At 66.1% G+C, this 11,966-nt stretch carries 16 protein-coding genes; 4 read left to right on the top strand and 12 right to left on the bottom strand.

What is annotated here, in order from left to right:
• Window positions 1-19: 19 nt before the first annotated feature.
• The 9 genes from RM190_RS00730 to RM190_RS00690 are packed head-to-tail and all read right to left on the bottom strand — an operon-like array spanning window position 20 to window position 4,604.
• Entirely contained in the window at window positions 20-535 is a 516-nt protein-coding gene (locus tag RM190_RS00730; protein WP_311757471.1) for a hypothetical protein, read from the bottom strand.
• Window positions 536-545: 10 nt separating this feature from the next.
• Complete coding sequence (gene flgH / locus RM190_RS00725; RefSeq protein ID WP_311757470.1) at window positions 546-1,298, bottom strand: flagellar basal body L-ring protein FlgH; 753 nt, start codon at window positions 1,296-1,298, stop codon at window positions 546-548.
• Between the two features lie 10 nt (window positions 1,299-1,308).
• Complete coding sequence (gene flgA / locus RM190_RS00720) at window positions 1,309-1,731, bottom strand: flagellar basal body P-ring formation chaperone FlgA (RefSeq protein ID WP_311757469.1); 423 nt, start codon at window positions 1,729-1,731, stop codon at window positions 1,309-1,311.
• Window positions 1,731-2,516 (bottom strand): flagellar basal-body rod protein FlgG, encoded by a 786-nt coding sequence (gene flgG / locus RM190_RS00715; RefSeq protein WP_311757468.1) that lies wholly within the window; start codon window positions 2,514-2,516, stop codon window positions 1,731-1,733. The genes flgA and flgG overlap by 1 nt, the downstream gene beginning before the upstream one ends.
• Window positions 2,517-2,527: 11 nt before the next feature.
• Complete coding sequence (locus RM190_RS00710; RefSeq protein ID WP_311757467.1) at window positions 2,528-3,244, bottom strand: flagellar hook-basal body complex protein; 717 nt, start codon at window positions 3,242-3,244, stop codon at window positions 2,528-2,530.
• 3 nt (window positions 3,245-3,247) lie between these two features.
• A complete protein-coding gene (gene fliQ / locus RM190_RS00705) occupies window positions 3,248-3,514 on the bottom strand; it encodes a flagellar biosynthesis protein FliQ (protein ID WP_311757466.1) in 267 nt (88 codons plus the stop codon).
• Between the two features lie 9 nt (window positions 3,515-3,523).
• Window positions 3,524-3,802, bottom strand: a complete 279-nt coding sequence (gene fliE, locus RM190_RS00700; protein ID WP_311757465.1) for a flagellar hook-basal body complex protein FliE — start codon at window positions 3,800-3,802, stop codon at window positions 3,524-3,526.
• Between the two features lie 11 nt (window positions 3,803-3,813).
• Window positions 3,814-4,206 (bottom strand): flagellar basal body rod protein FlgC, encoded by a 393-nt coding sequence (gene flgC / locus RM190_RS00695; RefSeq protein WP_311757464.1) that lies wholly within the window; start codon window positions 4,204-4,206, stop codon window positions 3,814-3,816.
• Window positions 4,207-4,217: 11 nt separating this feature from the next.
• Window positions 4,218-4,604 carry a FlgB family protein gene (locus tag RM190_RS00690; RefSeq protein ID WP_311757463.1) on the bottom strand — a complete coding sequence of 129 codons (387 nt, stop codon included), beginning with the start codon at window positions 4,602-4,604 and terminating at the stop codon, window positions 4,218-4,220.
• 96 nt (window positions 4,605-4,700) lie between these two features.
• Between RM190_RS00690 and RM190_RS00685 the strand changes: the two genes are divergently transcribed.
• Window positions 4,701-6,005 (top strand): FliI/YscN family ATPase, encoded by a 1,305-nt coding sequence (locus RM190_RS00685; protein ID WP_311757462.1) that lies wholly within the window; start codon window positions 4,701-4,703, stop codon window positions 6,003-6,005.
• Window positions 6,006-6,014: 9 nt separating this feature from the next.
• Here RM190_RS00685 and RM190_RS00680 read toward each other — a convergent pair whose 3' ends face one another.
• From RM190_RS00680 to RM190_RS00670, 3 genes are all read right to left on the bottom strand, one after another.
• Complete coding sequence (locus tag RM190_RS00680) at window positions 6,015-6,962, bottom strand: extensin-like domain-containing protein (RefSeq protein ID WP_311757461.1); 948 nt, start codon at window positions 6,960-6,962, stop codon at window positions 6,015-6,017.
• A gap of 3 nt (window positions 6,963-6,965) precedes the next feature.
• Window positions 6,966-8,474 carry a L,D-transpeptidase family protein gene (locus RM190_RS00675; protein WP_311757460.1) on the bottom strand — a complete coding sequence of 503 codons (1,509 nt, stop codon included), beginning with the start codon at window positions 8,472-8,474 and terminating at the stop codon, window positions 6,966-6,968.
• 108 nt (window positions 8,475-8,582) lie between these two features.
• On the bottom strand, window positions 8,583-9,332 hold the full coding sequence (locus RM190_RS00670; RefSeq protein ID WP_311757459.1) for a GntR family transcriptional regulator: 750 nt from the start codon (window positions 9,330-9,332) through the stop codon (window positions 8,583-8,585).
• Between the two features lie 226 nt (window positions 9,333-9,558).
• On the opposite strand from RM190_RS00670, the gene RM190_RS00665 reads away from it, so the two are divergent.
• From RM190_RS00665 to RM190_RS00655, 3 genes are read left to right on the top strand one after another with little or no spacing between them, the layout of a single operon-like run.
• Window positions 9,559-10,782, top strand: a complete 1,224-nt coding sequence (locus tag RM190_RS00665) for an MFS transporter (protein ID WP_390907693.1) — start codon at window positions 9,559-9,561, stop codon at window positions 10,780-10,782.
• 33 nt (window positions 10,783-10,815) lie between these two features.
• On the top strand, window positions 10,816-11,295 hold the full coding sequence (locus RM190_RS00660; protein ID WP_311757457.1) for an ureidoglycolate lyase: 480 nt from the start codon (window positions 10,816-10,818) through the stop codon (window positions 11,293-11,295).
• Window positions 11,292-11,924, top strand: a complete 633-nt coding sequence (locus RM190_RS00655; protein ID WP_311757456.1) for a ribonuclease HII — start codon at window positions 11,292-11,294, stop codon at window positions 11,922-11,924. The genes RM190_RS00660 and RM190_RS00655 overlap by 4 nt, the downstream gene beginning before the upstream one ends.
• Window positions 11,925-11,966: the final 42 nt, after the last annotated feature.

Below are 11,966 nucleotides of genomic sequence, written 5' to 3'. Positions count from 1 at the left end.
TGGGGCTTGGCCAGAGTCCCTACTGTTCCTGCCGCGCGATATCCTCGATCAGGACGCTGGCAATCTCGGGTCCGCCGGCTTTTCGCGCCGCCGCCAGCAGTGATTTGCGCAACCGTCCAAGACTGGCTTCCGAGGTGAAGTTGCCGTCGAAGCCGCCCGTATTCGCCTCGATCATCAGGGCGTTCAGCAGTGCATCGCGCAACCGGTGCTCCCTTTCGGCGATCTTCTGCGCCGAGACCGAGGACATTTCCAGCGTCAGCGACAGGACCATGACGGCGCCAGTCGTGCCGTTGCGCATGATCGGGATGAAAAACTGGTTCGGAAACCGGAACCAGTCCTCTCCCGGCGGAGGATCGCTGGTCGAGGTGGCTTCGCCCGGCGCGGGAAGGTTGCCCTCTTCTTCGCCCGTGGCAGGCGCGGTGCCCTCGTCGTGATCGACCGATGCCCCGGCCCGGCCCTTGCCCAGCATTTCGCCCCCGACCGCACCGCCCAGAAAGGCGACCACGGCCAGCAATGCGATGATCGCCTTCTTCATCGTCCCCTCCTCAATAGGGCAGCAGGATATCGGCCACCTGCTGGCCATAGCGGGGCTGCTGGACGTCGCTGATCTGCCCACGGCCGCCATAGGAGATGCGCGCGCCCGCGATCCGGTCATAGGCGATCTCGTTGCGCCGTCCGATATCCGTGGGCCGCACGAACCCGCTGACGCTAAGGACGCGGACCTCGTAATTGACGCGGACCTCTTGCGAGCCCTCGATTCGCAGCACTCCGTTCGGCAGGCGTTCTACGATGGTCGCGGCGATGCGCAGGGTCATCTTGTCCCGGCGCGAGATATTGCCGCTGCCCTTGAACGTGGAGGAGCTTTTCGCCTCGACCAGTTCGTCCATGCTGGCCCCTTCGGGCAGGCGTTTGTCGACGCGCTGGGGCAGTCCGGCCAGCGAGGGTATGCTGACCTTGTCCGCGGCATTGCGCGACCGGCCAGAACTGTTCTGAATCTCGGCGCGGTCGTCGATCTCGATCACCACGGTCAGGATGTCGCCGCGACCCTGCGCGCGCCGGTCCGCGACCAGCGAATGCTGCGCCCCCGCCCAAAGCGAGGCGGTGCTGTCCGGCCGGACCTGCAGGTCATAGCCCGACGGATCGGGCTGGGCCATGGCCAGGTATTCGGCGCTGGCGTCCGGCGCGGTCATCGGTGGCACGCGACCCACCTGCGAGGCGCGGCCGCAGGCCGACAGCGCGAGTGCGATGGCAAGGCCACCTATCACCAGCCGGGTCGGGTTATGCACGGGATAAGGCATCCGATCTCCTTCAGTTCTGCTCGACGATCACGCTGCCATCGGGCGCAATGCGTCCCGCCACCGTGGCGCGCGAGGAATTGTTCATGACCCGGACGATCTGCCCGGCTCCGCCTGCGGTCAGGGCGCGGCCCTCGGTCTCGATCCGCAGCGCAGATTTCCGATAGACCAGCGTGACGATCTGGTTTCTCGCGACCAGGGTGGGGGTGGCCAGCGCTTCCGGCGGGATGGCACGGCCCTTGCTGACCAGCACGCGGGCTTCCTGCCCGATCACGTCCTCGGGGTTCGTGATGGCCGAATCCTGTGCGGGGTCGACCGCGACCATCTGGGCTGTAATCCGGGCGCCGGGGCGCAGGGTCTGGGTCGCGACCACGGCATCGGCCAGCGCCGGAACCGGCAGTGCCAGAACCACCAGGGCAAGGACAAGCCGGACCATCACCGCACCTGCACCGTCGCGCCCAGCATCTGGTCGGCGGCGCTGATAACCTTCGAGTTCAGCTCGTATCCGCGCTGCGCCTTGATCAGCTCGGTGATCTCGCGCACGGGGTCGACGGCGCTTTCCTCAAGATAGCCGGCGCGCAGGGTGCCCAGTCCCTCTTCGCCCGGCGCGGCGACGGTCGGTGCGCCCGAGGCGGTGGTTTCCAGGAACAGGTTCGATCCCGTCGCCTCCAGCCCCTTTTCGTTCAGGAATCCCGCCAGCGTGATCTGGCCCAGGCTTTCGGGTTCGACGCGGTCGGCGAAATACGCCATCACCTCGCCCGACGGGCTGATCGAGACGCTGCGCGCTTCCTGCGGGATGGTGATGTCGGGGACCACCGGAAAGCCTTGCGAGGTCACGATCTGCCCCTCGGCCGAGCGTTTCAGGCTGCCGTCGCGGGTATAGGCCGATATGCCCGAAGGCATCGTGACCTCAAGATAGCCACTGCCCTCGATCGCGACATCAAGGTCGCCATTGGTCTGGATCGGGGTTCCCTGGCCCAGCATCACCGTGACGGCCGAGGCCCGCACCCCCAGCCCAAGCTGAACCCCCGCCGGCACCATCGCGCCCGTGGTTGCGGTCAGCGTGCCCGGACGCGTCACCTGCTGATATTGCAGGTCGGCGAATTCCGCGCGGCGCGGGTTGTAGCCAGTGGTCGACATGTTCGCGAGGTTGTTCGAGATGACCTCGACCCGCATCTGCTGGGCGCTCATGCCCGTGGCGGCGATCTGAAGGGCTTTCATGGACTGTCCTTTCAACGCGTAAGCGACGAGATGGCCTGGCGGATGCGCTTGTCTTCCTGATCCAGGAAGGACTGGCCAAGTTCATAGGCGCGCTGCACCTCGATCATGCGGGCGACTTCGGTGACCGGCTCGACATTCGATTCCTCCAGAAAACCCTGCCGGACGATCGGGTTCTCCACCGGCTCGGGATTGGCTCCGGCCTCAAACAGCGTGCCCGCGACGTGACGCAAGTCGGCGGGATCGGGATTGGCGAAGACACCGACGCGCCCGACCGGTTGGCCATCCGCCGAAACCGTTCCGTCGGGGGCGATGCCCAGGTTGCGGGTTCCCGGCGGAACCGCGATCGGCGCCTGCCCGTCGTCAAGCAGCGGATAGCCGTCTGCGTTCACGATCTCGCCCTCGGCATTGCTGAGAAATGCACCGGCGCGGGTCAGCCGGTTCCCCTGCGGGGTCTGGACCATGAAGAACCCGTCCCCGTCGATGGCCAGGTCATAGGTGCCCCCGGTCTGGGTCATTCCCCCCGGCTGCAGGTCGACCATGCGGCCGCGGACATGGGCCATGGCCAGCGTCTCGCCACCATTCCCAAGCGGCACCATGTATTCCGAAAAGACCACTCCCTCGCGCCGGAAGCCGGTCGTGCTGGCATTGGCGATGTTGTTCGCGATGGCGCGCATTTCCTGCATCAATCCCGACTGGCGGGTCAGCGAGGCATAGACGGCGTTGTCCATGGTTCAGGATCCGATGATCTGGGGCAGGATCTGGTCGGTGAAAAACCCGGCCAGCGTGGTGGTCATGAAGCTCATCGTGACCCAGAAGACCGCCAGCATCAGCGCGACCTTGGGCACGAAGGTCAGGGTCATTTCCTGCACCGAGGTCAGTGCCTGGAACAGGCCGATGACGACGCCCACGACCAGGGCGACGATCAGCAGGGGGGCGGACATGCGCACGGCGATCCACAGCGCCTGCCGGGTCAGGTCGAAGACCAGGTTCTCATCCATCGCGGCGCCTCAGACCGGCATCCGTAGGATTTCCTGATAGGCCTCGACGACCTTGTCGCGGATTGCGACCGCGGTCTCGAGCGCGATTTCGGCCTGGGCGATGCTTTGCACCAGCCGCTGCGAGTCGCTGCCCCCGGTCATGGCACCCGTGGCCTGCTGGTCGACATCCTCCATGACGCGGGCAAAATCGGTCGCGGCGGCGCTGACCCCCTGGGGCAACCCCTCGGCGGGGGCGACAGCAGGGCGGGCGCGGTCATAGGCATTGGCGGCGAAAGTCGATGCGATCATCTGATATTCCCCTAGCGACGGATCAGGTCCAGCAGCGCGCTGTTCATCTGGCGGGCCTGCTCGAAGACGCGAAGATTGGCTTCATAGCTGCGGCCCGCCTCTTTGGCGTCCGCAACCTCGACGACCAGGTCGACATTCGAGCCGGCGTAATAGCCCTCGGCATCGGCCATGGGATGCGAGGGGTCGTGGATTCGCGGCAGTTCGCGTTGGTCCAGCCGGGTCGGACTGGTCGCAACGGCGCCGGTCCTGCGGCCGAACTCGACCTGTTCCTGGAACGAGACCAGCTTGCGGCGATAGCCGGGCGTGTCGGTATTGGCGATGTTTTCCGAGACATGGCGCAAGCGCGTGGACTGGGCGCGCATCCCCGAGGCTGCCAGTTCGACGGCGGAAAGCGGTTCGGTCATTCTGTCTGTCCTCAGGCCCGGCGGCCAAGGCTGGTGCGGATCATCGACAGGGACGATCGCGTGACCGCCAGCGCCAGATCGAATTCGCGCCGGGCGTCGGCGATGCGGACCATCTCATCTTCCAGCGCGACGGTATTTCCGTTCGGCGCGGGCTCTCCGCCGGCATCAAGGGGACGGTCGCGTCCGCCCCAGGTGATACCGCTGGCATGTCCCGGACGGGTTGCGCGCAGTTCGGTCGCGGGAGCCGAGCGATAGGTTTCGGCAAAACGGCCAAGGTCGCGGGCGCGGAAGCCGGGCGTGTCGGCATTGGCGACGTTCTGCGCGATCAGGCGTTGGCGTTCGCTGGCATGGGCGGCCAGCGATCCGGCCATCCGCAAGGTGTCGATCCGGTCAAACATCGAGGCTTCTCCTCAGTTCCGATAACCGGGTCTTAACCCCAACAAGTTTAGAAACCCTTTCGCGGCGGGATTTTTGAACGAGGCTGGAAACGGGTCATGGATAAAATTGGATCGATCGTTGCGCGGATGCAGAAACTGCGCATGGCGCGGCATTTCGGGCAGGTCGCGGGCGTGCATGGCGGCGTCATCCATGTCGAGGGGCTGAATGCCCATGCCTCGCTGGGGGATCGTGTGTCGGTGGCGCTGGGGCCGCTTGGGGCATTGGGGGGCGAAATCGTCGCACTCCATCCGGGGACCGCCGCCGTCTTGCCCGAGGGCCCGACCGAGGGGCTGGCGATGGGGGCCGAGGCGGCGCTGCTATTCGCCCCGGTCCTGTCGCCCGCCGATGGTTGGATCGGCCGGATCATCGACCCGCTGGGCCAGCCGCTGGATGGCAGGCCGCTGATTCCCGGTGCGGCCGAGCGGGGCTATCGTCCCCCACCCCCGCCCGCGGCGTCGCGCAACCGGCTGGGGCGGCGGCTGCGGACGGGGCTTGCGGTCTTCGACACGCTGCTGCCGCTGGTCAGGGGGCAGCGGATGGGGCTTTTCGCCGGATCAGGCGTCGGCAAGTCGACACTGCTGTCAGGGCTGGCCAAGGGCGTAGCCGCCGATGTCGTGGTCATCGCGCTGATCGGCGAACGGGGCCGCGAGTTGCGCGAATTCGTCGAGGAGGTGCTGGGCCCCGAGGGGCTGGCGCGCGCGGTCGTCGTGGCCGCGACCTCGGACCAGTCCCCCCTGATGCGGCGACGCTGCGCCTGGGCCGCAATGACGGTGGCCGAGCACTTCCGCGACCAGGGGCAGCATGTCCTGTTTCTGGCCGATTCCATCACCCGCTTTGCCGAGGCGCATCGAGAAATCGCGTTGGCTGCAGGCGAAAGCCCCAGCTATCGCGGGTTTCCGCCATCAGTCTCGCAACTCATCATGTCGCTGGCGGAACGCTCGGGGCCGGGACCTCAGGGCGCGGGCGACATCACCGCGATCTTCAGCGTACTGGTCGCAGGATCTGACATGGAGGAGCCGGTGGCCGACATCCTGCGGGGGGTGCTGGACGGGCATGTCGTGCTGGACCGCGCGATCGCCGAACGCGGCCGCTTTCCGGCAATCGATGTCCTGCGCTCGGTCTCGCGCTCATTGCCGCAGGCGGCCAGCGCGCCGGAAAACGCGATGATCACGCGGGCCCGTGCGGTGCTGGGGGCCTATGCGGAATCTGAACTGATGATCCGCGCGGGGCTTTATGCCCCGGGTTCGGATGCCAAGCTGGACGAGGCGGTGCGCGTCTATCCGGCGCTTGACCGGTTCTTCACCCGCGACAGCCCGTCCCCCGAGCAAAGCTTTACCCTGCTCGCGCAGGCGCTGGCCTGAGCTTGTGGCCTATTGGCAAAGCCGAAAGCCGCCCTTGCGGGCCTTGATGTCCAGGTGAAGATGGTTGTCATGGGCGGCGTTCGCGCCCGGACCCAGCACGGTCGAAAAATGCAGGCAGGCGGTGCCCCGAACGGCATGCTGGAACGCCTCGGTCAGGTCGCCGTCATCCTGCCGGGGTGCGATTTCGACCTTGCTGCCATCTGCAAAGCGAAAGGCGGCGATGTCGAAGGCGTTGCCAAGCGCATGTTCCGACAGCTTCTCGGAGGCGTTTCCGACCGTCGCGCGGCATTGATAGGTCGATCCCGGGACCAGCCCGACCAGCCGGGGCTGGCCCGGCAGCAGCGCGGCCGAGGGCCGGACGAAATCGCGCAACCAGCGGGCCAGATGACGGGCGGTGTCGCAGCGCATCAATGCGCCGCCGTCGATTTCTACCCCCGGCAAGGGCGAGGTCAGCTGGATCGGCCGGTCGATCCCGCAATCGGGATCGGCACTGTCCGTGACCGCCGGCCGCTCCTCATAGCTGGCGCCCATCAAGGTCAGGTCCAGCAGGCATGCGGAATAGGTGAAATCATCCTCGCGCAAAGACGCATGCAGGGGTGGCCCGGCGGGTTTGACCGGGGCCGCTTCGGCAGGGGCAGGCGTATCTGCGGGATCCTTTGAAGCGGGGTCGGATGGCGTGGACTGGGCCGGGTCCGCCTTGGGCGCATCCCGCGGTGGTGTCGCTTCGGATGCGACAGGCGGCGGGGGGCTTTCTTTCGCCTCGGAGGGCGGGGCAGGCGGCGGGTCGGCCTGTTCCTTGGCCTTCTCATCCCGGTCGGCGGGCGGTGCCGGGGGCGGGACGGGTTTCGGCGCAGGTTCGGGCCTTGCCTCCTCGGGGCGGGGCAGGGGCCTGTCGTCCTGTGCAAAAACGGGCGCGGGCAACAACGCTGCGATCAGCAATGCCACCAGCGCCCGCATGCGTCAGAGATTCGGCGTCGCAGCGGTCCCCGGCGGCGGCAGGACCTGACTTTCGACCGTGGCGGCCTCGGGTATCCGTTCAAGGGCCGAGTCGCGCGCCCGCTGGGCCAGCATCTCGTCCGCCAATGCCTCGGCACGGGCCAGCGCATCGCTCAATGCCTCGCCCCCATCGGCGGGGGTGGTCTGTTCGGGCATTGCCGTGTCGCCCGATGCGGGCAGGACATCAGGCAGGACCGAGGTCGCGGCCCGGATGCTCAGGCTGGTCGAGCGCACCGGAGGCCGGATCGCGCTGATCGTGCTGGCGAGGTTCGCAACCGCTATCACCGGGGCGGTCGCCACGCCGGTCACGTCGGCGATGCTGACGCCGGCGTCCAGGAATTCGACCGTCGTGACATTGGCCTTGACCATATGCGCAAGCTCCCACGCGTCCCAGTTCGTCAGCCGCACGCAGCCATGCGACTGGTTGACGAACAGGCGAGAAGGCGTGGCGGTTCCATGAATGCCATAGGTCGGCTCGCTGAGATCGATCCAGACATTGCCGACAGGTCCGTTCGGGCCCGGCGGAACGATCAGGATGCGGTCGTTCTTGCCCTGCTTGAAGTTGCGCTGGGGGTTATAGGTATAGGTCGGGTTCAGCGCGACGGCCTGCACGATATGATTGCCATGCGGCGAGGGCGTGTCCGAGGATCCGACCGTCGCAGGGTAATCCGCGACCATCCGTCCCTTGGCGTCATAGGCGGCGACGCGGCGGGTTTCCTTGTCGACGATGATGCGGGTGACGGTCGCCTTGATCGGCTTCGCGGGCTTGGTGATGCTGATGGTCGAGCCCGGAACGAAGGCGACGCCTGGATTCATCTTCGCAAGGAACTTCTCGTCCATGTGGAAGCGTTCGCCCAGCTTCTCGATGATGCTGGTATAGCCCTGCGAGGACATCGCGGCCTTTTCGGCATAGTCCGAGGGGATCCGGTCGACCAGTCCCTGGGCATCCGCCTCGGTGATCGTATAGGTGCCGGTCACCGCCTCGGCGGAATAGGCCTGAAGATGGTCCCAGGTGACATAGTCCATGCGCCCGGTCATCGGCTGGCCGGTGCGGCGCTGGAATGCCTTGATGGCGCTTTCGCTCATCCCGCCGCGCCAGCCGTCGACGACGCCGGGGGACACGCCCGAGCGGTCCAGCAGGATCTGGACCTTGGCGGTCAGCGCCGATTGGCCGGCCGGCAGATCGCCCCCGTCATAGGTCGCCGATTCGATCGCGGCGGCCGAAAGCGGGTGCTGTCCCTTGTCCATGACGCCATGCGCATGGCCCTTGCCGGCGACGGTCGCGGCGACCTGGCTGGCGCTGGCCGCAGCCACGCTGCGCGCCGACAAGGCGGCGACCGCGCTGGCCGAACGTGCGGGGGGGCGCGCAGAGGGGCCCGGCTGCGCCATCGCAGCCAGGGACGGCAGCAGCGCGATGGCTGCGGCCAAAGACAGGCGCAAAACGGCGCCGTGAAGGGGGCTGCAAGAAGGCATGCTCGAATCCGTTGGTCTTGCTTGTCGTTTATTGTTGGTTTTGTCGACGTTTAGGCGCCTTGGGCACTTCGAAGCAAGCAAAGGATTAAGAATTCGTTCTCATTGAACCTAGAGTTGTCCCTGAAACCTGTGATCCCGCGGGAAATAGCGGCGCGAAAGCGACACCGGCATATTGTTCAGCCATTCGACCCGTTCCAGGTGCAGCACCGGGTCATTCTCGGTCAGGTTGAGGGATGGGCTAATGAATTCGCCATCTGCGGTATCAACCCCGATCGACAGGCTAGCCCGATTCAGGGGCACGTTGCCCACAAGCCATTCGCATGCGCTCATCTCGGCCAGAACATCGGGTGTCAGGCCGGGGGCGGCGAAGGTATTGGTCCAGCGCTCTTCGCAGCAATAGGGGACGCCGTCCGCGAAAAAGATGGCCCGGCCCAGCAGCAGCTCTTCGCCACTGCGCAGCAGCATGGCTTGCGCCACGTCGGCGGGGGGTGTCGCTTCTGACGCGAAGACCAGGCGATAGCCGTATTCCTGTCCAGCGGCCTCAAGTTCGCGACGCAAAAGGGAACGGACAAGCTGCACGCGGGGATGGCGGGCGACGCGTGTGCCGACCTTGCGGCGGCGTTCGACGACACCGCTTTCCGCCAATGCCTGCATGGCACGGTTCACGGTGGCGCGCGCACAGCCCAGCTCGGCGGCCAGGTCGCATTCGGTGGGGATCAGCTCTCCCTCGGGCCAGATGCCGTCCTGGATACGCTCCAGGACGATGTCCTGAACCGCCTGCCAGGTCATGCCCTTGCGCTTGGAGTTGATCGAAAGCACGGCGGAGGCGGACGCGAAGCCCTGCGAGTGGTGAGACATGTTAAATACGGGATCCGGGAAAAGAGCCTTGGGAAAACAGGGGTCCAACCGCAGGAAGACCGGCGGGCCTGCCCCCGGCAGAGGGGGCCACGGTGCGGACTGTCGGTACAATCATCTGACACATGTTTCAGGTTTTTGAAGGATTAAACCCATGAAGGTCAAGGAGGTTTCGAAGAATGCCGCGCGCGCGCGGAGCAAGAGTTGACAATCCCGGCAACCGGGCAGAATGTCGCGCGCGTTCAGAAAAAGGGGCGCGCGCGTGGCGGAAGCAGCGGCATACCGGGGTCAGAACCCCGCAACTACGGCATGGGCGGTGCTGGTCGCGATCAGCCTGTGTCACATGATCAACGACGTCATGCAGTCGATGCTTTCGGCGATCTATCCGCTGCTTCAGCAGGAATTCAGCCTGTCATATGGCCAGATCGGCCTGATGACCTTTGCATTCCAGGTCACGGCGTCGCTGCTGCAGCCCATCGTGGGCGCGGTCACCGACAAGAACCCGATGCCGCGGTCGCTGGCCTTCGGCATGGGATCGACTTTCTTCGGCGTCCTGCTGCTGGCGCTGGCCCATGAATACTGGGTGCTGCTGATCGGTGCGATGTTGATCGGCGTCGGGTCGTCGGTCTTCCATCCGGAAAGTTCGCGCGTGGCGCGCATCGCCTCGGGCGGGCGTTTCGGGATGGCGCAGTCACTGTTCCAGCTGGGGGGCAATTTCGGGCAGGCGCTGGGGCCGCTTCTGGCCGCCTTTATCGTGGTGCCGCTGGGCCGTCCGTCCATCGCGATCTTCTCGGCCGCGGCCATGCTTGGTTCGGCGATCCTGTGGCGGATCGGCACCTGGGTCGAGGGGCGGCGCAAGGCTTCGACCGCGCGCGCCCGGCCCGAACTGTCGCTGTCGCGCGGGCGGGTGGTGATGGCCATCGTCGTGCTGGCGCTGCTGACCTTCACCAAGAACATCTATACCGCCAGCCTTTCCAGCTATTACACCTTCTTCCTGATCGAGAAGTTCGGGCTGACCACGCAACACGCCCAGATCATGCTGTTCCTGTTCCTGGCGGGCATGGCCGGGGGCGTGATGCTGGGCGGGGTTATTGGCGACCGCATCGGGCCGCTGAAGGTGATCTGGTTCTCGATCCTGGGCATCCTGCCCTTCACGCTGGCGCTGCCCCATGTCGGGCTGGCCGCGACGGGGGTGCTGACCGTCCTGATCGGGCTGATCCTGGCCTCGGCCTTCCCGGCGATCGTCGTCTTTGCGCAGGAACTGGTGCCGGGCCGGACGGGGCTGATTGCGGGTATCTTCTTTGGCTTCTCTTTCGGCATGGGCGGCATCGCGGCCGCAGTTCTTGGCCTCCTGGCCGATGCCAGGGGGATCGAGTTCGTCTATAAGATCTGCTCATTCCTGCCGCTGATGGGGCTTCTGACGGTATTCCTGCCCCGGATGAATCGCGGCTGAACCCTTCAAGCAACAAGAAACGAAAGACCGACCATGGACAGGATCAAGCTAACCCCGATCTCGGCCGAAGCCTTCGCCCCCTATGGCGAGCTTCTGACACCGCGCGCCGCGCCCAGCCGGATGATCAATGCCGGTCGCTGCGAACGCCATCACGCGCTGGCCCAAGTGCAGCGCGGCGGGGGCGAGGCGATCATCTCGATCTTCCGGTCCGAAGCGGTCAGCCTGCCCTATGCCTGCACGCTGCTTGAGCGTCACCCCTTGGGCTCGCAGGCCTTCATGCCGCTGGGGGTCGAGCCGTGGATGTCGATCGTCGCCCCGGACGAGGGCGGCAGGCCCGGCGCGCCCTTGGCCTTCCTAGTCCCCGCCGGCATGGGCGTGAACCTGCGCGCCGGCGTCTGGCACGGCGTCCTGACGCCCTTGGACCACGCCGCCGACTTCCTGGTCGTGGACCGCGAGGGCGAGGGCGTGAACCTGGAAGAGGTGACGATCGCCCCCGTCACGGTCGAGGCATGAGCGGCCCCGACTATTCGCATGAGCGAGCCGCCATTCTTGGCGGCGCGCGTTTCGTTGCCGGCGTCGATGAAGTCGGCCGGGGGCCGCTGGCCGGTCCGGTGACTGCGGCCGCCGTGATCCTGGATGTCACACGCATCCCCGAGGGGCTGAACGACTCGAAGGTCCTGAACGCCCGCAAGCGCGCGCTGCTGACCGAGGCGTTGATGGAATGCTGCGACTGGTCCGTCGCCCATGCCACGGTCGAGGAAATCGACAGCATGAACATCCTGCGCGCCTCGCATCTGGCGATGTGCCGGGCGCTGGCCGGGCTGCGCCAGCGACCCTGCATCGCGCTGATCGACGGCAACATGCTGCCGCGCGATCTGGACATGCCGGGGCAGGCCATCGTCAAGGGCGACGCGCTGAGCCTGTCCATCGCCGCCGCCTCGATCCTGGCGAAAACATGGCGCGATCGGATCATGGTGGATTTGGCGCAACAGCACCCCGGATACGGCTGGGAGGACAATGCAGGTTACCCAACGGCAGCCCATCGCCAGGCGCTTCTAGATCTGGGCGTAACCCCATATCATAGGCGCAGCTTCGCCCCCGTCCACAACATGTTGTGTAAACCCCAGATAGCAAGTTCTTGATTCAAAAAAGAATTTGACGCCGAATCGCCTGTGAATCATCAT

The sequence above is a fragment of the Paracoccus broussonetiae genome (assembly GCF_031854425.1).
In the GTDB taxonomy this organism is placed as follows: domain Bacteria; phylum Pseudomonadota; class Alphaproteobacteria; order Rhodobacterales; family Rhodobacteraceae; genus Paracoccus; species Paracoccus broussonetiae.
Note: the sequence above shows the minus strand (reverse complement) of the source record. Positions and strands in the feature narration are given on the sequence as shown.